The organism is Bradyrhizobium sp. KBS0727, from assembly GCF_005937885.2.
Classification (GTDB): domain Bacteria; phylum Pseudomonadota; class Alphaproteobacteria; order Rhizobiales; family Xanthobacteraceae; genus Bradyrhizobium.
Map to the genome: position 1 here is coordinate 7,029,028 of NZ_CP042176.1, position 19,506 is coordinate 7,048,533.

Sequence of the window (19,506 nt, forward strand, 5' to 3'; positions counted from 1 at the left end):
GGCGCCGGCGCCATGCTTATGGGATTCTCGCCGAACTTCGAATCACGTTCGCCCGCTGAGGCCGAAAAGAGATTTTGCGAATGGATATGGACCTCAAGGACGTCATCGAGTTTCTGCACGCGACCGCGCGATCGCTGGGCGCGGAGGTTACCTCGCCCTGGTTCTATCTGCAGTTCGGCCTGATCCTGGCCGCCTTCGGCATTGCCTACGCGGCGGATGCCGCGATACGCGCGCGTGTCGACATGTCTTCGGTGGCCATGAGCTGGCCGCTGCCATTGCGGCGGTTCGCCCGCGTGCTGGTCGGCAGCGCGTCCACCGTCATCTTCGCGATCCTGGTGATCGCGGCGCGCATCACGATGTATCATTCGACCTGGCCGAGCCGCAGTTACCTGCTCGCCATCGCCGCCAAGCTGGCGCTGGCCTGGCTGGCGATCCGACTCATTACCTCCGTCATCCGCAACGCCTTCATCGTCCGTGTGGTGTCGATTTCAGCCTGGCTGATCGCGGCCTTGAGCATCCTCGGCCAGCTCGGGCCGACCATCGAGTTGCTGGACGCGGACCAGGTGTCGATCGTGCTCGGCGGGCTGCGGCTGACGCCGCTGGTGCTGATCAAGCTCGGCGCCCTCCTGATCGTGGCGCTGTGGCTGACCAACATTGCCAGCAACTTTGCCGAGAGCCGGATCAACCGCTCGACCGACCTGACGCCGTCGATCCAGGTGCTGCTGATCAAGATGATCCGGATGGGGCTGATGGTCTTCGCGGTGGCGGTCGCGGTCAGCGCGGTCGGCATCAACCTGTCGGCGCTGGCGGTCTTCACCGGCGCGGCCGGCGTCGGCATCGGCTTCGGCCTGCAGAAGATCGTCGCCAATTTCATCTCGGGCCTGATCCTGCTGGTCGACAAATCGGTGAAGCCCGGCGACCTCGTCACCATCGGCGACAGCCAGGGCCGCATCAGCGCGATGAAGACGCGCTATATCTCGGTCGCCGCCGGCGACGGTCGCGAGTTCCTGATCCCGAACGAGGATCTGGTGACGCAAAAGGTGGTCAACTGGACCTATACCGACAAGAACACGCTGGTGAAGGTGCTGTTCAGCGCCAATTACGACGCCGACCCGCGGCTGGTCTGCAAGCTGGCGATCGACATCGCCGCAGCCGCCCCACGCGCCATCAAGAACAAGCCGCCGAACTGCATCCTGACCGAGTTCGCCGAGGCCGGGATGAAGTTTTCCCTGACCTTCTGGATCGCCGACCCCGACGGCATGGACCATGTGAAGAGCGACGTGATGCTGGCACTGTGGGACGCGTTCAAGCGCGAGGGCATCCGGGTGCCCTACCCGGTGCGGGAAATCCGGGTCCGCGGCGGCGCCTTGCCGGTCGAGACCGTGGTTGAAGCTTCCGGCTAGATGCAAGGCCCTTTTGATGCAAGTCGTTTTGTAGGCTTCAAAAGCCCCAACCTTGGCTTGCGCTGACCGTTCCGATCATTAAATTAGGCAGCAAATCAGCCCATTACGCTGCCCTTGACCCTCCGAAGCATGACCCGCCCATGAGCTACATCGAAGCGACTGACACCTCCTTGCGAAAGACCGGCCAGATCAAGCTGCATGGACCGGGCGCCTTTGCCGGCATGCGCAAGGCCGGCGCGCTGGTCGCCAAATGCCTCGACGAACTCACCGACCTCGTCAAGGCCGGCGTCCCGACCTCGGAGATCGACGAGTTCGTCCGCAATTTCGCCTTCAGCCACGGCGCCTATCCGGCGACGCTGATGTATCGCGGCTATCGCTATTCGACCTGCACCTCGATCAATCACGTGGTCTGCCACGGCATGCCGGGCGACCGCGCGCTGAAAGAGGGCGACGTCGTCAATGTCGACGTCACCTTCATCGTCGACGGCTGGTACGGCGATTCCAGCCGCATGTACGTGATCGGGCCGATCGCCCGCAAGGCGGAACGGCTGATCGAAGTCACCTATGAGGCGATGATGCGCGGCATCGCCGCCGTAAAGCCCGGCGCCACCACCGGCGACATCGGCCACGCCATCCAGAGTTTTGTCGAACCGCAGGGCATGAGCGTGGTGCGCGATTTCTGCGGCCATGGCCTCGGGCGCATGTTCCACGACGAGCCGAACATCATCCATATCGGCCGCCCCGGCGAGGGCGTCGCACTGAAGCCCGGCATGTTCTTCACCATCGAGCCGATGATCAATCTCGGCAAGCCGCATGTGAAGATCCTGTCCGACGGCTGGACCGCCGTCACCCGCGACCGCTCGCTGTCGGCGCAGTTCGAACATTCGGTCGGCGTGACCGCCACCGGCGTCGAGATCTTTACGCTGTCGCAACGCCACAGCGAGAAGCCGCTGGCGGCCTAGAGCCCGCAATTCGTGATTGCAAAAGCTGGCCGGCACGGCATGCTCCCTGCCGATGCCCGCGAAGTCCGATGACAAGCCCGATCAACCGACCGAGACGCCGCATTATCACGGCCATCGGGAACGGCTACGCGAGCGCTTCTACGGCGCCGGGCCGGAGGCGCTCAGCGATTACGAATTGCTGGAAATGGCGCTGTTTCCGGCCCTGCCCCGGCGCGATACCAAGCCGCTGGCAAAGGCGCTGCTGAAGCGGTTCGGCTCGTTCGCCGAAGTCATTCATGCGCCGGTGGCGCGACTGCGCGAAGTCGAAGGAATCGGCGAGGCCTCGATCAACCAGATCAAGTTGCTTGCCGCGGCTGCGGTGCGGGTCGCGAAAGGCGAGGTCAAGCGCAGCATCGCGCTGTCCTCCTGGAACGACGTGATCGACTATATCAGAACCGGCATGGCGTTCGCCGACAGGGAGCAGTTTCGCCTGCTGTTCCTCGACAAGCGCAATCAACTGATAGCGGACGAGGTGCAGCAGACCGGTACCGTCGACCACACGCCGGTCTATCCGCGCGAGGTGATCAAGCGCGCGCTGGAATTATCCGCGACCGCGCTGATCCTGGTGCACAACCATCCTAGCGGCGATCCGACGCCGTCGCAGGCCGACATCCAGATGACCAGGGCGATCATCGATATCGCCTCCCCGCTCGGCATTTCCGTGCACGATCACATCATCGTCGGTAAAAACGGGCATGCGAGTTTGAAGGGGATGAAACTGATATGACGCTCTGGGGAAGCTGCTCCCTGTTACAGACCCCACCCAATGGCCGAGTTTGACCCCGAAGCGGACATCGCCCAACGTCGCAATCTACTGGTGCGCAAAGCCCCGGACGATGCCGGGGCTTCGAATTCTGTCAGAGGTGTTCAACTCAACTCGTTCAATACCTTTGGACCATTCCCATGCGCGGCGGCTTCACCGGCGCCGCCACTCCGTAGATGACGGTGATGCCCGAGCCTCCACCCCATGTCGAAGTGGGGCGAAGAGGGTCGGGCGCGGCGGCACCGTTGAGGTCGTTCCAGTTGTTCGCCGCCCAAACGTTGCCCGCCGGGTCGATCGATACGTCAGTCAGCATCTGGATGCTGCCGCCTTTGAAAACGTGGATGGCATCGCCAGTCTTCGTGCCTGCGGGATGACCCTTGGTATTGTCTCCGGCCATCAGCACCACCCCACGGCCCCAGAAATTGCCAATCCAGACGTCGTCGTTGCCGTCGATATTCAAGCCCCACGGCACGCTGACCGCCTTGTTACCGGTGAAGCCGGTCGGAGCAGGTTGGGACCCATCGGGGCGGATCATATTGACCACGCCAGTGACCATATTGGGGTTGGTCTCAAGGACCTTGAGCATGTGCCCCGCGGCGATTTTGAACTGCTCCATGATCGACGCGCCGTCGGGAATGACGGGCGGGGGAAAGTCGAGCGACATGTTACTCGCAACCCATGCGTTCCCCTTCGAGTCGAGCGCAAGGGCACGAACACCGATCCCGGCGCGGAATGACTCCGCCTTCGACGGATCATCGGCAGGAAACCGCACGACAGTGTCCGACTGGGAGTTGCTGACCCAAACCCGGTTTTGGGCATCGACGATGATGTCGAAGGGAGACTTCAGACCGGCGACTTTTACAATCCTGCCGTCCTTCACCCGTCCGCCGGGAAAGTGCAGCAACTGATTGTCAGATCCGTCGGCAATCCAGACATCGCCGTTCGCGGCGACACCGATGCCCATCAAGCCAAGGAATTTCTCTTTGAAAGGAAAGTCGCTCTCTTTGCCAACGGGACGACCATTGAAATCCATCACGAGAATCTTCCCGTTGAAACTCGTGGTCCAGACCTTGTCCCGCGTTACCGCCGTGCCCCAACCGACTCCATCAATGCCCATCCCGGTGAAGCCCGTGATCGGCGGCGAGAGCGCGGTTCCGTTAGGCGAGAGTTTGACGACGCCGCCACCGATGCTTTGATTGACGCCGGACTGCGAACCGGCCATCCAGTTTTGTCCGCTCCAAAGATTGCCCTCGGCATCGAACATGAGGCGACCGGCCGAGTAAACGCCGCCGCCGGCGAAGCAAAGCGAGAGGGCGAAGTCATCGGGGACGTAGGCCAGGTACGGCACGAACGGTGCCTTACGCCGGGAGCCGTCCTTCGGCTGCGGGTAGGCTTCATCGAACAACGCGTAGAGTTCCTTTGGCTGCGCCCAAGGCTCGCGGGCGATGCTTACCATCGCTTCGAGCGTAGTCTTCGGCGTCGCGCCGCTGCTGGTAGTGGCGGCCTTGAGGAAGCGGGCTCGCCAATCATCATTGCTCGCGGACGCAAACGCCGTAATCAGCGAGCCTAGAGTGTTCAGGCTTGCAAGTGTCGTGGTTTGCGTACTGTTGAGCGGATCAAGGAGCACCTTGCCCCATCCGCCGGTCGTCGGATCAACCAGGTTTGGAGCGTTTCCAGCGGCGATCCGCAGACCGAGCGGATTTCCAGAGATCGAATCTCCCTTGATAAATTGGGCGACAGTGAATGCCGACGCGACGGTGGTCATCTCGTTGATGACGACCTCGGCGGGAGGTTTGTTGCCCAGCACTGTCAGTAATGTGGTCGCCGGACTGTCGCTACCGCCAGTTTTAATAGCCGCGCCACCCTTTGCAACCACGTACAGGACTACATCCTTGCCGGGCGTCTCGCCGGTTCGAAGCTCAAATCGGCCGTCACGGCCCGATTTTGTCTGAGCCAACTGCTTGGGTTCGCCTGCACTGGCAGCCCACAGGGTGACGGTGGAACTTGCGAACGGTCCACCGCCGGCCTGGACCCGGCCCGCGACGCGCACCGCAGCCGCAGCCGTGCCGCAGGCATATGCGAGTGCGACCGTCAGGATCGTCATAACCAATGGTGCTTTGGCAAACTTGATCACCGGAGACTCTCCTTTTCAAAGTTGCTCAATACGGTCACCGGCGCTGAGCGAAGCTAATGAACCGAGCCATGTACGTCTGTTCATGCGCATATTCCAACTCGTTGTTGGTGTTTGCCGGTGTCGTGCTCAATAATGCTTCTCGGCAACCTCCGACTATGCGAAAACGGCCTGGAACGTCGCCTCAGGTGTCAAACTCCGGACCTTTAAGGTCACCCCCGGCGAGTCCAGCTGATGCCGGGTCAGGAGGACTTTTAGATTGCTGCCGAATTTGCATAGTCTTTGTCGATGTTGTTCACGAGGATAGGGCGTATGTTCGCACACGCGGAGCGTGTACCCGGCAACGTCTCGCGGAGATTGGAACGTGGCTTGGAGTAGATTCATCGCCTTCGACGATCCGTTCCACTATCAGTCCGCGATCCGGGCTGGAGACTGGGAGATTTTTCCCACGGTGAAGGGACAGTTCCGCGCCGAATTGACTCAAGTGGTCATGAACGAATTGTGGATGCAGCGCTTTAGCGAAGAGTTGCCACGCGTCCACAAAGGAGCAATCAACTCCGGCCGCAAGGTAATCACCTTTCCTACGGAACGTCAGCCAGAGATCTACAACCGCGGCAGGCTTTTATCGTTTGGTGAAATGTGCGCCGACGACTACGAAGTTCAACACTCAAGAACGACAGGGCACTTCCGCTTCGGAGCAGTCTCTCTTCGACCAGAGGAGCTTGTTGCGGCGTGTAAAGCGATAGCCGGTTGTGAGTTCGATGCCGAGAGTGGCAAAAGGTATGTCAGACCCAATCCTACCCTCATGGAGCAATTCCTGAATCTGCATAAGATGGTCGCGGACCTTGCCAGGACCAAGCCCGAGCGTTTCGAGATTCGAGAAGTTGTTCGGGCACTTGAGCAGCAATTGACCCACCAGTTGGTCCGATGTTTGACTGACGGCATCATCTCGACAAGGAACAGGCGTATACTTCGTCACGAGGTGATAATCGCTCGCTTCGAGGAGTTCTTGGAAGCGAACCCAAATACGCCCCTGTATCTGACTGAAGTTTGCGCAGCCATTGGCACGGCGGAGCGAACCCTTAGAAACGCCTGCGAAGGCCATGTCGGAATGGGACCCATCCGTTACCTGACCTTGCGGAGAATGCACCTTGTCCGTCGCGCGCTCACGCGAGCGGCTCCTTCGACGACGACGGTAACGCGAATTGCCACCGACCACGGTTTCTGGGAGTTGGGCCGTTTCGCGGTCGCCTATAGAACTTTGTTTGGCGAGACGCCGTCAGCGACGTTGAGCAGACCGCCAGATGAGTACCCCGACTTTCCCAGTCACCCATCCCCACTCCATTCTTATTTGGTGGGTCACTGCTCAAGTTAAGTTCACCTTTTGAACGTAAAGACCGTGATGAATCACCCCTGCCATGCGACGTCGCCTATTGGCAGGCACATCTGTGACATCATACGGGGGTTCGTCGATGTCCGTTATGCTCGCCCAAGCAGACCCGGAAATGCGAGTGGGCCGGTGTGCTCCAAAATGATCGACCGTGACGTTGGCGCGATGATCACAAGCAGCCACCAATTACAGTTCCCCATTGCCGCCCCTGGTCACTGTTCGCAGGCGAAGTTCGTATAAGTTTCTCAATACCATAGATGGCTTCCAGCGCGTCCTGCACAACCATCCTAGCGGCGATCCGACGCCGTCGCAGGCCGACATCCAGATGACCAAGGCGATCGTCGACATCGCCGCCCCGCTCGGCATCTCCGTGGACGACCACATCATCGTCGGCAGACGCGGGCATGCGAGCTTGAAGGGGATGAAGTTGATCTAAGATGAGCCGCCAGATCAGAAGCGATCACCATCGCACCGGATCATGATACGTCGCGTGTCGGCGCCTCGGCGGCAGTTCTTGTTCGCGCCCGTGGCCTTGCCCCGCAGCGGATTTACGACGAGCGCACATCCTTACCCTGATACCTCCAGCAAAATTTGCATTCCGCAACTTGAAAAACTGTTCGGGCACGGCGGAAGGTCGCAAAAAAAATCGGCTAGCTCGGGATATTTTGCACCGTTGCGGTGTTCTGTTGGCAGCGATCAAGCCCCATCGCTTGGACGGCGATGGCTGATGCGCACGTTAGAGCGTCAGGCAATACGCTCTATCTAATGTCTCCGAAATCTAATGTCTCCGAACAACCCATCTTCAATGCTTCAACATAGTCTTGAAAGGGAGTGCAGAGATGAAACACGTGTTAGCTTCTCTCACTGTCGGCGCTTGCCTGCTGCTTCCGTCAGCCGGGGTAGTGCTGGCCGCGAATCCCCATACGGTTACAGGGACCACGGGGCAGCCCGGTACAAATAACGGCATAACATGTAACAGTACGACTACCGGCGGCGTTGTTATCGGCGGCGGGCCGGGCGGCTCCACCAGCGGGAACGGCTCCGCGTTCAATACGGGAACCTCGACCACCCCGCCCTTCCTGCCGACCCCCTATGCTGGGAACCCAGGCAACCCGACGGCGCCAGGTGGCGTCGGTAATCCTGCCCACGCCGTCGCCCAGTACGACGTCGCTTGCTTCCAGGCGCCGTAGGGCTGGGGTGTCCGCCATCAGGCGACGCGCCCTCGTTCGACCCATTCACTTGGCGTCAAGGCGTGCGTTGACGCCTCGAGGAGAACCGCAAACGGTTGAGACAGGATGATAGCCACATGCGTTTCGTAGTTGTGGCGGGTCTACTTTGCACGCTCATAGTCGGGCTGGGCTACACCTATGGCCAGGAAAGCCCGGCCCCTACCTTCCTCACCGCACCGGTCGAACGCGGCAGCATCTCTACTTTGGTGAAGGCCAGCGGCACGATCGAGGCAGTTGTCAGCGTCGATGTCAGTTCGCAGCTGTCGGGACGAATTGCGCAAGTGTTCGTCAATTTCAACGATACCGTAAAGGCCGGGCAACCGATCGCGCAGATCGACCCGGAGATCTTCGCTGCCCGCGTCAATGAAGCGAAAGCCGCACTGAGGGTAGCGAGGGCGACTGCCGAAGTCGAAAAGGCGGCGCTGGAACGAGCGACGGTCGCGGTGACGAATGCGCAGACCGCCAAGAAACTGGCGGAGGCTCAGTCGGCGGCAAACAAGGCCAGGCAAGATGAAGCGGAGAGAGATCTCCTGCGAAAGCGCGAGCTGGCGCGCACCGGAAGCGGAACGGAGCGAGACTCGAGTCAGGCGCAAGCTCTGCGCGACGCCGGGGCTGCCGACCTGCGCGCTTCCCTCGAGCAGATTCATATGAAAGAGGAGGCCATCGCGATTGCGGAAGCGGAAAAGTACATGGCCGACGCCAATCTCGAGAATGCCGTGGCTGTAGTCGAGCAGAGGCAGGCCGCGCTGGATCAGACGCGACTTGATCTCGATCGTACCGTGCTTCGCGCGCCGATCGATGGGATCATCATCAAGCGGGATGTCAATCCGGGACAAACCGTCGCCGTCAGCCTCGAAGCCAAAACATTATTCAAGATCGCGAACGATCTCCGCGAGATGGAGGTCCATGGCAAGATCGACGAAGCCGATGTCGGGCAGTTGAAGCCGGGCCAGGCGACCCAGTTCACAGTGGACGCTTATCCGGATCGAACCTTCAGCGGACTTGTTCTACAGATCCGCAAGGCTCCCGAGGTCGTGCAAAACGTCGTCACCTATACGACAATTGTGTCCGCACCAAATCCGGACCTTTTGCTGTTGCCGGGAATGACTGCGCAGCTTCGCATCGTGGTGAGTGATACCGGCGAGATCCTCAAAATTCCGAGCCAGGCACTGCGCTTCCGGCCAAACGGCGCCGGTCCTGCGTCACGTCACCCGAGTGCGAACGAAGCCGCCTCCTCCAGGGGATCCGCTACCGTCTGGCTAGTCGGCAACGACGGGCGACCGAACCCGGTTGCCGTGAGGCTCGGCGCAAGCGACGACAACAGCGCAGCACTGCTGGAGGGTACGCTTGACGAGGGCCAGCAGGTCATCATCGGGGTTGCCAACTCGCAGAAGCAAAGGGGCTACTTCGGCGTTCGCCTTGGATTCTAAGGTTGGATCTTGAAACTGGATTTTTGCATGCCGCCACTGGTCCGGACCGTCGGAATTTCAAAACACTATCCCTCGGGGGGAACGACCATCCGTGCGGTATCAAACGTGTCGCTCTCGATCGAGCCCGGCGAGTTTGTTGCAATCCGCGGCCGCTCGGGTTCGGGGAAGTCGACCCTGATGAACCTTTTGGGTCTTTTGGAGCGGCCGGATTCCGGCGAATATGCGCTCAAGGGCCGAGAAGCTGCAAAGCTGGGCACGGACACGCGCGCGACCATCAGAAACCAAGAGATTGGCTTCATATTCCAACTGCCAGCCCTGCTGCCGCGGGCAACCGCGCTGGAAAATGTCGAACTTCCTCTTGTCTACGCCGGCGTTGCCGGCTCCGAACGGCGTCACAGAGCCCAAGATGCGCTTGACCGCGTAGGTTTGGCCGACCGCGGTCATCATTGGCCGAATCAACTCTCGGGCGGAGAGCAGCAGCGGGTCGTCATTGCCCGTGCGATCGTGAACGAGCCTGCTCTCATCCTGGCCGACGAACCGACCGGCTCACTCGATAGCGGCACCAGCGACGAGATTCTATCGCTGTTTGAGCGCCTTCATCGCGATGGTCACACGATCATCATGGTCACGCATGCCACCGACGTCGCCGACCATGCGCAGCGACAAATCACCCTGCACGATGGGCGAGTCATCGAGGATGCCGCGGCATCAGACAAGCGTTCGCTGCTGAACGCCACCACCCTGGATTCTCCCCAATGAGCCCCCTGGAGAGCTTGCGTATAGCCACGCGAGCACTTCGCGTGAACAAACTGCGGAGCGCCCTGACCGTGCTTGGGGTCATCGTTGGCGTCGCAGCTGTCGTCTGCATGGTATCGGTGGGAGCGGGCGCACAGGCGGAAGTTTCGGAGAAGATCCGCACGCTAGGAGCCAACCTCCTGCTTGTGATGCCCGGAGCCCGAAATTCCGGCGGAGCGAGGCTGGAATCCGGAACACAGCCCACGCTGACCGAAGAGGACGCCGCTTCTATCCGCCGCGAACTGGTGGATGCTCAGGTCGCGGCCCCGCTGCTGTCGCGCTCCATGCCCCTCGTGGCCGCAAACAAGAACTGGGTGACACTGGTGGCTGGAATTAACGCCGACTATCTAGTGGCACGCGAATGGCAAATTGCCGACGGCCGATCCTTTACGGGCGACGAGATCGTATCTGGAGCCAAAGTTGCCATCGTAGGGTCGGTTGTCGTCGAGGAGCTCTTCGATAGGCGTGCCGGAGTCGGAGAGACGTTCCGGATTGGCAACGTCCCTTTCACCGTGATTGGTGTGCTGGACAAAAAGGGGTTGGGCGCGGCCGGCCGCAGCCAGGACGATGTCGTGTTCATCCCGCTGTCGACTGCAAAGAGCCGCGTGCTCGGCGCCGTGCGCGGCACGACCCGAGAAGCATTGGATTTCATCTCGATCAAGGTGTCGGATGCGGCCGCGATGTCAGAGATGGAACGCGAGATCGAGGCGTTGCTTCGGCAGCGGCACCGCATTCGCGGGGATGCCCCCAGCGATTTCAGGATCGAGAATCCGGCGGATGTCCTGATTGCACGTGGGGCCGCCGTGCGGATTCTCGGCATTCTGTTAATCGCGGTGGCAGCGGTTTCGCTGATCGTTGGCGGCATCAGCATCATGAACATCATGCTGGTTTCGGTGACCGAGCGCACCCGCGAAATCGGCTTGCGCATGGCCGTTGGGGCCAGCCGCAGCGATATCCGATGGCAATTCCTGATCGAAGCCTTGATCCTGGCGTTGCTGGGAGGCCTTGTGGGTGCGGCGCTGGGAGCCGCCGCGGCAGTCGCAATCGCTTGGAAAGCCAGCTGGCCCATCCTGATCAGCCCATGGGCGATCATCCTGGCTTGCGGATTTGCAGGGCTTATCGGGATTTCGTTTGGCCTCTATCCGGCCCATCGCGCCGCGCGGCTTGATCCTATCGTGGCATTACGCTTCGAATAGGCGAGAGAGCTGAACTCTCATTTCCATCCTCTCTGTTAAGATGATTTGGTGACCTGCCGTGCCGTAAAGGTACCTGGCGTGATCGAATTCGCGGCAGCGGGATCGTCACGAACAAGCACCTCTTGCCGCCCCCAATCGCCGTCCCCTCGCGCACGATCCAGGACGACAATCAAAACACATCGATCTGTTAGCTCGCGTACTTATCTGGTGCACAACCATCCCTCCGGCGATCCGACGCCGTCGCAGGCCCCATGCACCAAAACTGAAACGATGACTTTCAATTATTTCTGTTTCGCTGATTGAGACCGCAACCATATCATCGCCGCACCAACAAGGAGTGCTCCGATGAACCAGCATGCCAGCAAGAACAGTGCCCCGCCATCGGTGGGCGTAGATGTGAGTGGCATCGAAACGCTGCTCAACCGCAACCTTCCGGAAGTATTCGGTGAAGGTGATCCGGCTCGCCGAAGGAACGCCATCCAGGAACTTTATGCCGAGGACTGCGTGCTGTACGTGCCGCCCGGGACTTTCGTCGGTCACGACGCACTGGACAAATTCGCCGGCGATCTCCGAGCGACGCATCCACATTTTGTTTATACACCGCTTGGCTCGCCGCAGGTTCTGCACAATTCGGGACGCCTGGCGTGGGGCTCTGGGCCGAAAGGCGAAACGCCCGTGTACACCGGTGTGGATTTCATCATCGCACGGGACGGCAAGATCGCGGCTCTTTATGTTTACCTCGACTCGCCGCCCACATAATGCGCGACCGTTGACGAAACGCGCCAACGGCAAAGCCGGTCCATCCGGCGCCGACATTGACAATTCGACCGTAGCCGAAGCATTCATGTCAGGAAATGGGCATACTCTCCCTCAGCCGCCGATCGCAATCGACCGGCGCCGTTTGACGGGAGAACATCATGACAGCCACCAACACCACGAACCAGAACCTGGTCGTCACCGCCTTCTGGGAAGTCAATTCGGGCCAGGAAGGCGCGGTCGCTGCACTTCTGCAGGATTTCCTGCCGCAGGCGCAGCGCGAACCCGGCGTCAAGGAATTCCAGATCCACCAAAACATCGCAAAGCCGAGGGAATTCTTTTTCTACGAGGTATTCGCCGGCGAAGCGGCATTCGCCGACCATCAGCAGACCGAGCACTTCAAGAACATCATCGTCGGCCAGGCGATCGCCAAACTCGCCAAACGCGAGCGGTCGCAGTTCCGGTTCATCTGAATTCAGACCGGCTTTTGCGCGCTAGAGTCCGGGTTCTGATTGAAACAGAACCCGGACTCTACTCTTTATTTTGACGCGTTTTCTTTACGCGAACCGGTGTCCACCCACGGATCAAGTCCGAGGGCATGCTTCGCTCGAAAACGTTATAGCGGCAGCTTCAGCAGCGCGCCGAAGCATCAGGTCGCGTTCGCGGCGGTTGCCTGCGAGTTCTGCGGCGGCCGCGAACGCCGCACGCGCGTCTTCGAAGCGGCCGAGCTTTTGGAGCAGATCGCCACGGACGCTTGGCAGCAGATGATAGGCTTTCAGCGCCGGCTCGTGCGCCAGCGCCTCCACCACCGCCAGCGCCACAGCCGGGCCTTCGGCCATGCCGACCGCCACTGCGCGGTTGAGTTCGACGATCGGCGAGCGCACCAGATCAGCCAGTTCGGTATAGAGCCGGACGATGCGCGGCCAGTCGGTTTCATCCGATGTGCTCGCTGTGGCGTGGCAGGCGACGATCGCCGCCTGCAGCGTATAGAAACCGCCGCTACCGCGGAGCTGGTGCGCCCGCGCCAGCGCCAGCAATCCGCGCCGGATCTGGAGCTGATCCCATAGCGCGCGGTTCTGCTCCATCAGCAGGATGGGATCTCCGGCGGCGTCGGTACGTGCCGACGTGCGCGAGGCATTCAGTTCCATCAGCGCCAGCAGGCCGTGCGCCTCCGCCTCCTGCGGCGCGATCGAGGTGAGCACGCGGCCCATGCGCAGCGCGTCGTTGCAGAGCTGCGGCCGCAGCCATTCGTCGCCGCGGGCCGCCGCATACCCTTCGTTGAAGATGAGGTAGACGACCTCCAGCACCGAAGCGAGGCGTTCGGAAAGTTCCTCGCCGCGCGGGGTCTCATAGGCAAGGCCCGATTCCGAGAGCGTCCGCTTCGCCCGCACGATCCGCTGGGCGATCGTGGCTTCCGGCAGCAGGAAGGCGCGCGCGATCTCTTCCGTCGTCAGGCCGCAGATCATCTTGAGCGCCAGCGCCGCCCGGGCCTCGCGCGACAGCTTTGGATGGCAGGCCGTGAAGATCAGCCGAAGCAGCTCGTCACCGATATCGTCGTCCAGCGCCGCGTCCGGATCGGGCATCGTCTGCTGCTCCTGCTCCAGGTCGCGCACCAGCATCTCGTGCTTGCGCGCGAGCATGTGACGGCGGCGCAGATGATCCAGCGCCCGGCGTTTGGCGGAGGCCATCAGCCACGCGCCGGGCTTGTCCGGCACGCCGGTCCTGGGCCAATGTTCGAGCGCCGCCAGCAGCGCTTCCTGGGTGAGGTCCTCGGCCAACGGCACGTCGCGCAGCATCCGGGACAGGCCCGTGATCAGCCGCGGCTGTTCGATCCGCCAGACCGCGAGGATGGTGCTGTTGACGTCGGCGGCCGTCATCGCCGCCGACGTTGCCGGGACCGCTTGCTCAAGAGGCGAGCTTGGCATCTGCCTGGCAGGCTATTTCCGCCTCCGGCGAAGCCATCATGCGGACTTCGCAGGTGCCTTCCCAGCCCGGCATGTGGTCGAGATGAAGCTGCATGAACTCCCTTGCCGCAGCCAGCGCCTCTTCCTTGTTGCGCAGTTCGAAGATCGCGTAGCCGCCGATCATCTCCTTGGTCTCGACGAACGGGCCGTCGACGACGCTGAGCTTGCCGTCTGATATCTTGACCTGGGCACCCATCGAGACCGGCATCAGCCCGCCGCTGTCCAGCATGCGGCCGGCCTTGATCTCCCGCTCGGCCAGCTTGTGCATGGCTTCCATCAGGGCCGGCGTCGGGCCCCGGTTGGGCTGGGGCGAGGTAACGACATACATGAAGCGCATCGGAAAACTCCCGTTTGAGGCGAGCCGCGGCGACGATCGCCGCAAAACTGTCTCGCTATTGAGGTCGACGAACGGAACCGCTGAGAATCGACAGGCAACCTGAAAATCTTTCAAACGGCCCCGTGAAGCTGATTGCAACCCAGGATGCCGGCCCGATAGGATATCCGGATCAATACTTGGGAGGAAGCTGTGAGATCGCGCACCCTTCGGTCTGGTATTTTGGGGGTGCTTGCAGTGCTGGCAGCCCTGTCGAATTTCGTGCCTGCGTCGGCTGATGCCGCGACGATCGTGGCGCTGGGAGCGAGCAACACCTATGGCAAGGGGGTCGCGCGCAATCAGGCCTATCCCGCGCAACTCGAAGCGATTTTGCGAGCCAAGGGGGCCGGCATTCATGTCGTAAATGCCGGCATCAATGGCGATACGACCGAGGGCATGTTGCGGCGGCTCGATCACGCCGTGCCGAACGGGACCAGCGCCGTCATCCTGCAGCCCGGCGGCAACGACCGGCGCAAGGGCTCGCCCGATCGGACATCCGAGATCCAGAGCCGGCTGAGCGCCCGTGGTATCCCGGTTATCATGATCGCAAACGGCACGTTCAGGGGATTGCCGCATCAGCCCGACGGCCAACACCTGACCCCGGAAGGCTACCGCATGCTCGCCGAGCAGATCGCGTCTCAGGTCGCGGGGGCGATCGGCCGCTAGAGGCGATCGGCGGGCGCCGCTACTGCCCGCGGATCATGATCAGCGGATCGGCGCTGTCGGGCACCCGCCGCCATTGCGCGTTGTCGTCGGCCTCGAATTGCCAGGTCTCGCCCTTGGACGACATCAGCTGCATCTGGCCGTGATCGAGCCGCCACTGCGTCGGCGCGAAGGCGGCGACGGCGGGATCGCATTTCGGCTTCAGGAACACCTGGAAATTGTCCTGCCCGGCCTCGGTGTTGGTCAGCGTCAGGCCGCACACCGCCTGGCCGTTACCGCGCACCATCGACCAGTCGCCGATCATCTGGTCCATCGATTTGGCAAGCGAGCGGGCGGCCGCGAGGTTCTGCAGGATGTAGACGCCCTCATTGGTGCGCAGCCCTTCGAAGATGCCGCTCTCGACTTCGGTAAAATCGATCACCGGCTGGCCTGCGGCGTCCTGCAGCCGCACGATGTCGCCGAGCCCCTTGATGTTCCAGGAGGCGATATCCTTGGTGAACGGCAGCGCCGCCGCGCAGCCGGGCTCTAGTTCCAGCTTAAGTCCCTGCGGCGTCGCATCGCCCTTCAGCGTGACGACGCAGGTCTTGCTGCGCTCGGTGGTCGCCAGCTCCCACTGGCCGACCATGTCTTTCTTCAGGTTCGGGGCATCCTGCGCCGCGACCGGCGACGCAAGCACTGGCAGTGCCGACAACGCGATGACCCAGCGGCAGGAAAACATCAGCGCCCCTTCACCGGGGTTTCCGGAACGGGCGTCAGCGGCGCCTTGCCGGCAAACCAGTTTTTCAGATTGTCCACCACGAGCTGATCCATGGCATTGCGCGTTACCACCGAAGCCGAGCCGATATGTGGCAACAGCACGACATTTTGCATCGACTTCAGGTCGTCGGGCACGCTCGGCTCGTTGGCGAATACGTCGAGCCCCGCCGCCAGAATGGTGCCGGATTTCAGCGCCGCGACCAGCGCCTCCTCGTCGACCACCGAACCGCGCGCGACGTTGATCAGCACACCGCGCGGTCCGAGCGCCTTCAGCACGTCGGCGTTGATCATTTTCGCGGTAGCGGCGCCGCCGGGCACGATCACGATCAGCGTATCGACCGCCTTCGCCATCTCCATCAGGTCGCCATAGTGCTGGTACGACACCGCCGAGGACGGATTGCGCGAGTGATAGGAAACCGGGACGCGCGAGGCCTCCAGCCGGCGTCCGATCGCCTGTCCGATCCGGCCCATGCCGACGATCCCGACCTTGCGGTCGCGCAGCGAGCCGACGCTCAAGGGATAGTTCTGGGTCTGCCACAGGCCGGAGCGCAAATAGCGGTCGGCCTTGACGAATTCACGCACGGTCGCGATCAAGAGCCCCATCGCAACGTCGGCGACCTCCTCGGTCAGCACGTCGGGCGTGTTGGTGACGACGATATCGTGCTCGCGCGAGTAACCGCAATCGACGTGGTCGTAGCCGACGCCGAAGCTTGCAATCATTTCGAGCTTCGGAAAATGCGACAGCGCCTTCCTGTCGGCCGGCACGGAGTGATAGGTGACCGCCATGCCGCGGACCTTCGCCAGCGTGTCCGGCGTCAGCCGTTCGAGATCGGCGCGCGTTTCCGCGGTATGCAGGATAAACTGGTCCGAAAAGCCGTTCTCGAGGATCGGCCTGATCGGTCCGTAGATCAGAAGATCGATCTTCTCGGATGAAATATTCGCGGCAGCCATCAGTTTTCCTTTCCGAGCGCGCTTTCATGCCAGCGCCGTAGTACCAGATGTGAAATTAGCGCCAGCAGCCCATAGATGACAATCCCGGCGACGGACAGTAGCAGCAACGCCGCGAACATTCGGGGAATGTTGAGGCGGTAGCCGGATTCGGCAATCCGGAACGCGAGACCGGAGCCGGCGCCCGCGGTGCCCGCCGCGATCTCGGCGACGACGGCGCCGATCAGCGACAGTCCGCCCGCGATCCGCAGGCCGCCCAGGATGTAGGGCAGCGCCGCCGGCAGTTTCAGGTATCGCAGCGTCTGCAGCCGCGACGCTCCATAGAGCTGGAACAGGCCGGCGAGATTGCGATCGACCGAATTCAGCCCGAGCGTGGTGTTCGACAGTACCGGAAAGAAACCGACGATCCAGGCGCAGACGATGACCGCGGTCTGCTGCGGCAGATAGATCAACAGCAACGGCGCGATCGCGATCACGGGCGTGACCTGCAGGATGACCGCATAGGGAAACAGCGAATATTCCAACACTTTTGATTGATTGAACAACAGCGCCAGCGCGACGCCGCCGACGGCTGCGGCGACGAACCCTTCCAGCGTCGTCAGCAGCGTGACGCCGAGCGATTCCGACAGCACCGGCCAGTCGCTGACCAGCGTCTCGAACACGGCAAGCGGCCCCGGCAACACATAAGGCTGGATGTCGTTGACATCAACCACGACTTCCCATGCGACGAGGCCCGCCGCCAGCACGATGACGGGAAGCAGGATGCGACCGAGGCTTGGGAGCGAGCTCATGCGCCCGACACCCCCGAATAGGAGGGCGACAGGGCGCTGGAGACCTCGCGGCAATAACCGGCATAGCCGGCCGACATCCGAAAATCCTCGACGCGAGGCTCCGGTGTATCGATGCGAAATTCGGTTGCGATGCGTCCGGGCCGCGATGTCATCACAATCACGCGCTGCGAAAGATAGACCGACTCGAACACGGAATGGGTGACGAAGACGACGGTCTTCTTCAGGTTGCGCCACAGCTCGAGCAGGTCGTTGTTGAGCCGAAAGCGCGTGATCTCGTCGAGCGCAGCAAACGGTTCGTCCATCAGGAGAATGTCCGGATCGGTGACCAGCGCCCGCGCCAGCGAGGCCCGCATCTTCATCCCGCCGGATAATTCGCGCGGAAATGCATCGGCAAATTCGGCGAGGCCGACCTGCGCCAGCGCCTCGCGGACGCGCGCATCCGCTTCCCTTCCTGGGGCATGCGACAATTTCAGCGGCAGGCGAACATTCTCCTGTACGCTCGCCCAAGGCATCAGGGTCGGCTCCTGGAACACGAAGCCGATGGAATGGCGCCGATCGGCCACACCGGCTTGATGCGAAACACTCACCGTGCCCGAACTCGGTGTCGCCAGTCCGGCGATCAGGCGCAGCGCGGTCGACTTTCCGCAACCGGAAGGCCCGAGCAGCGAAACGAATTCGCCGCGCGCCACGTCGAGATCGAGCGGCCCCAACGCGGTGACGCCGTTGTCATAGACCTTGGTGACACCGCGAAGCCGCACGGCGACGCTGCCAGTATCTGTCTCGGACAATGCGATATCCGCCATCTGGCGTCAGTTCTTCGGCCGCAGGTTGAGACCGACGGCCTTGTTGGTAAAGCGCAGCGTGTAGGCCTGGCGGTAGTCGATATCGCGGCTTACCACGCCGGCCCGCACCATCTTGTCGAAGAAGCTCGCGACCCGCGCGTCGCTCATGGCGCCGATGCCGTCCTTCATGCTGTCGCCGGAATCGACGATGCCGTATTCCTTCATCTTGCCCAGCGAATAGGCGAGCAGTTCGTCGGTCATTTCCGGGTTGAGCTTCTTGATCATCGCGTTCGCCGGCTTGTTGTCGCCGTAGAGATAATTGTACCAGCCGATGATCGAGGCATCGACGAAGCGCTGCACCAGGTCCGGCTTCTTGTCGACGATCTCGGTGCGGGTCTCGATCAGGGTCGAATAGGCACTCCAGCCGTAATCGGCCATCAGCACCACGTTGGGCGTGAAGCCTGCGGCCTTCTGCACGGCATAGGGCTCGGAGGTGACATAGCCCTGCATCGCGCTCTGCTTGTTCACGATGAAGGGCTGCGGGTTGAAGGTGTAGGGCTTGACTTTGCTCTCGTTAAAACCGTATTCGGACTTCAACCACTGGAAGTAGCTCGCGAGCCCCTCCTTCGACACCAGAAGGGTCAGCGGTTTGAGATCCTCGAGCTTGCTGATCTTGATTTCAGGATGGGTCAGGAGGACCAGCGGATCCTTCTGGAACATAGCGGCCACCGTCACCAGCGGCACCTTGTTGGCGACCGCGTCGAAGGATTGCAGCGTGTTGGCGGTCATGAAGAAGTCGAGCTTGCCGGCGGTCAGCAGCATGCGGTTGTTGGTGTTGGGTCCGCCCGGCACGATGGTGACGTCGAGGCCGTATTTCTGGTAGGTGCCGTCGGCGACCGCCTGGAAGAAACCGCCATGTTCGGCCTCCGCCACCCAATTGGTTCCGAACGAAACCTTGTCGAGGGTTTCGGCGCGCGCCGGCATCAGCGCCGCGGCCAACGCCACAAGGCCCGCGGTTAACGCTCGCGGCAAAAAGGCCGGGTTCATGGTTGGACTCCGTCGATCATTCTGGCCCAAGATTAGGAAGATGATGGGAACATGATAGGAAGGCATTGGACGTGGATCACGTCCCCAG

General features: G+C 61.7%; 19 protein-coding genes and 1 pseudogene. 12 read left to right on the forward strand and 8 right to left on the reverse strand.

Features of this window, described 5'->3' with window-relative positions; translation table 11 throughout:
- Window positions 1-80 precede the first annotated feature (80 nt).
- From FFI89_RS32865 to radC, 3 genes are all read left to right on the forward strand, one after another.
- A complete protein-coding gene (locus FFI89_RS32865; protein WP_138831599.1) occupies window positions 81-1,403 on the forward strand; it encodes a mechanosensitive ion channel family protein in 1,323 nt (440 codons plus the stop codon).
- 140 nt (window positions 1,404-1,543) lie between these two features.
- Window positions 1,544-2,365, forward strand: a complete 822-nt coding sequence (map, locus tag FFI89_RS32870) for a type I methionyl aminopeptidase (protein WP_138831600.1) — start codon at window positions 1,544-1,546, stop codon at window positions 2,363-2,365.
- Window positions 2,366-2,417: 52 nt separating this feature from the next.
- Entirely contained in the window at window positions 2,418-3,131 is a 714-nt protein-coding gene (radC, locus tag FFI89_RS32875) for a DNA repair protein RadC (protein WP_138831601.1), read from the forward strand.
- Window positions 3,132-3,285: 154 nt separating this feature from the next.
- On the opposite strand, the gene FFI89_RS32880 is transcribed toward radC, so the two are convergent.
- Complete coding sequence (locus tag FFI89_RS32880; RefSeq protein ID WP_138831602.1) at window positions 3,286-5,301, reverse strand: hypothetical protein; 2,016 nt, start codon at window positions 5,299-5,301, stop codon at window positions 3,286-3,288.
- A gap of 361 nt (window positions 5,302-5,662) precedes the next feature.
- Between FFI89_RS32880 and FFI89_RS32885 the strand changes: the two genes are divergently transcribed.
- The 8 genes and pseudogenes from FFI89_RS32885 (at window position 5,663) to FFI89_RS32920 (ending at window position 12,567) form a co-directional block, all read left to right on the forward strand.
- Window positions 5,663-6,673 (forward strand): helix-turn-helix domain-containing protein, encoded by a 1,011-nt coding sequence (locus FFI89_RS32885; protein WP_138831603.1) that lies wholly within the window; start codon window positions 5,663-5,665, stop codon window positions 6,671-6,673.
- A gap of 286 nt (window positions 6,674-6,959) precedes the next feature.
- Window positions 6,960-7,124: pseudogene (locus FFI89_RS32890) on the forward strand (JAB domain-containing protein); the annotation flags it as partial.
- Window positions 7,125-7,994: 870 nt separating this feature from the next.
- Window positions 7,995-9,347, forward strand: coding sequence for an efflux RND transporter periplasmic adaptor subunit (locus FFI89_RS32895; protein ID WP_138831604.1), 1,353 nt, complete (start codon window positions 7,995-7,997; stop codon window positions 9,345-9,347).
- A gap of 27 nt (window positions 9,348-9,374) precedes the next feature.
- A complete protein-coding gene (locus FFI89_RS32900; RefSeq protein ID WP_138831605.1) occupies window positions 9,375-10,106 on the forward strand; it encodes an ABC transporter ATP-binding protein in 732 nt (243 codons plus the stop codon).
- A gap of 41 nt (window positions 10,107-10,147) precedes the next feature.
- On the forward strand, window positions 10,148-11,338 hold the full coding sequence (locus FFI89_RS32905; protein ID WP_246669324.1) for an ABC transporter permease: 1,191 nt from the start codon (window positions 10,148-10,150) through the stop codon (window positions 11,336-11,338).
- A 207-nt stretch (window positions 11,339-11,545) separates the two neighbouring features.
- Entirely contained in the window at window positions 11,546-11,641 is a 96-nt protein-coding gene (locus FFI89_RS35480) for a JAB domain-containing protein (RefSeq protein WP_168213126.1), read from the forward strand.
- A 42-nt stretch (window positions 11,642-11,683) separates the two neighbouring features.
- A complete protein-coding gene (locus FFI89_RS32915; protein WP_138831608.1) occupies window positions 11,684-12,097 on the forward strand; it encodes a nuclear transport factor 2 family protein in 414 nt (137 codons plus the stop codon).
- Window positions 12,098-12,255: 158 nt separating this feature from the next.
- On the forward strand, window positions 12,256-12,567 hold the full coding sequence (locus FFI89_RS32920; RefSeq protein ID WP_138831609.1) for a putative quinol monooxygenase: 312 nt from the start codon (window positions 12,256-12,258) through the stop codon (window positions 12,565-12,567).
- A gap of 111 nt (window positions 12,568-12,678) precedes the next feature.
- On the opposite strand, the gene FFI89_RS32925 is transcribed toward FFI89_RS32920, so the two are convergent.
- Window positions 12,679-13,971, reverse strand: coding sequence for an RNA polymerase sigma factor (locus tag FFI89_RS32925; RefSeq protein ID WP_138831610.1), 1,293 nt, complete (start codon window positions 13,969-13,971; stop codon window positions 12,679-12,681).
- A 28-nt stretch (window positions 13,972-13,999) separates the two neighbouring features.
- The gene (locus FFI89_RS32930) at window positions 14,000-14,395 is read right to left on the reverse strand and encodes a YciI family protein (RefSeq protein WP_138831611.1); all 396 of its coding nucleotides are present in this window, start codon (window positions 14,393-14,395) and stop codon (window positions 14,000-14,002) included.
- 234 nt (window positions 14,396-14,629) lie between these two features.
- On the opposite strand from FFI89_RS32930, the gene FFI89_RS32935 reads away from it, so the two are divergent.
- The gene (locus FFI89_RS32935) at window positions 14,630-15,097 is read left to right on the forward strand and encodes a GDSL-type esterase/lipase family protein (protein ID WP_246669325.1); all 468 of its coding nucleotides are present in this window, start codon (window positions 14,630-14,632) and stop codon (window positions 15,095-15,097) included.
- Between the two features lie 19 nt (window positions 15,098-15,116).
- On the opposite strand, the gene FFI89_RS32940 is transcribed toward FFI89_RS32935, so the two are convergent.
- Genes FFI89_RS32940 through FFI89_RS32960 form a run of 5 tightly spaced genes read right to left on the reverse strand, consistent with a single transcriptional unit; the run spans window position 15,117 to window position 19,418 of the window.
- Window positions 15,117-15,812, reverse strand: a complete 696-nt coding sequence (locus FFI89_RS32940) for an AprI/Inh family metalloprotease inhibitor (RefSeq protein WP_138831612.1) — start codon at window positions 15,810-15,812, stop codon at window positions 15,117-15,119.
- Window positions 15,812-16,801, reverse strand: a complete 990-nt coding sequence (locus FFI89_RS32945; RefSeq protein WP_138831613.1) for a 2-hydroxyacid dehydrogenase — start codon at window positions 16,799-16,801, stop codon at window positions 15,812-15,814. Before FFI89_RS32945 ends, FFI89_RS32940 begins: the two co-directional genes overlap by 1 nt.
- Window positions 16,801-17,589, reverse strand: coding sequence for an ABC transporter permease (locus FFI89_RS32950; protein ID WP_138831614.1), 789 nt, complete (start codon window positions 17,587-17,589; stop codon window positions 16,801-16,803). Before FFI89_RS32950 ends, FFI89_RS32945 begins: the two co-directional genes overlap by 1 nt.
- The gene (locus FFI89_RS32955) at window positions 17,586-18,392 is read right to left on the reverse strand and encodes an ABC transporter ATP-binding protein (RefSeq protein ID WP_138831615.1); all 807 of its coding nucleotides are present in this window, start codon (window positions 18,390-18,392) and stop codon (window positions 17,586-17,588) included. Before FFI89_RS32955 ends, FFI89_RS32950 begins: the two co-directional genes overlap by 4 nt.
- Before the next feature lie 6 nt (window positions 18,393-18,398).
- On the reverse strand, window positions 18,399-19,418 hold the full coding sequence (locus FFI89_RS32960) for an ABC transporter substrate-binding protein (protein WP_138831616.1): 1,020 nt from the start codon (window positions 19,416-19,418) through the stop codon (window positions 18,399-18,401).
- Window positions 19,419-19,506 lie beyond the last annotated feature (88 nt).

Coding starts and splice junctions, on each gene's coding strand:
- FFI89_RS32865 (WP_138831599.1), top strand. CDS start 81: ATGGATATGGACCTCAAGGACGTCATCGAGTTTCTGCACGCGACCGCG.
- map (WP_138831600.1), top strand. CDS start 1,544: ATGAGCTACATCGAAGCGACTGACACCTCCTTGCGAAAGACCGGCCAG.
- radC (WP_138831601.1), top strand. CDS start 2,418: ATGCCCGCGAAGTCCGATGACAAGCCCGATCAACCGACCGAGACGCCG.
- FFI89_RS32895 (WP_138831604.1), top strand. CDS start 7,995: ATGCGTTTCGTAGTTGTGGCGGGTCTACTTTGCACGCTCATAGTCGGG.
- FFI89_RS32900 (WP_138831605.1), top strand. CDS start 9,375: ATGCCGCCACTGGTCCGGACCGTCGGAATTTCAAAACACTATCCCTCG.
- FFI89_RS32915 (WP_138831608.1), top strand. CDS start 11,684: ATGAACCAGCATGCCAGCAAGAACAGTGCCCCGCCATCGGTGGGCGTA.
- FFI89_RS32920 (WP_138831609.1), top strand. CDS start 12,256: ATGACAGCCACCAACACCACGAACCAGAACCTGGTCGTCACCGCCTTC.
- FFI89_RS32925 (WP_138831610.1), bottom strand. CDS start 13,971: ATGACGGCCGCCGACGTCAACAGCACCATCCTCGCGGTCTGGCGGATC.
- FFI89_RS32930 (WP_138831611.1), bottom strand. CDS start 14,395: ATGCGCTTCATGTATGTCGTTACCTCGCCCCAGCCCAACCGGGGCCCG.
- FFI89_RS32940 (WP_138831612.1), bottom strand. CDS start 15,812: ATGTTTTCCTGCCGCTGGGTCATCGCGTTGTCGGCACTGCCAGTGCTT.
- FFI89_RS32945 (WP_138831613.1), bottom strand. CDS start 16,801: ATGGCTGCCGCGAATATTTCATCCGAGAAGATCGATCTTCTGATCTAC.
- FFI89_RS32950 (WP_138831614.1), bottom strand. CDS start 17,589: ATGAGCTCGCTCCCAAGCCTCGGTCGCATCCTGCTTCCCGTCATCGTG.
- FFI89_RS32955 (WP_138831615.1), bottom strand. CDS start 18,392: ATGGCGGATATCGCATTGTCCGAGACAGATACTGGCAGCGTCGCCGTG.
- FFI89_RS32960 (WP_138831616.1), bottom strand. CDS start 19,418: ATGAACCCGGCCTTTTTGCCGCGAGCGTTAACCGCGGGCCTTGTGGCG.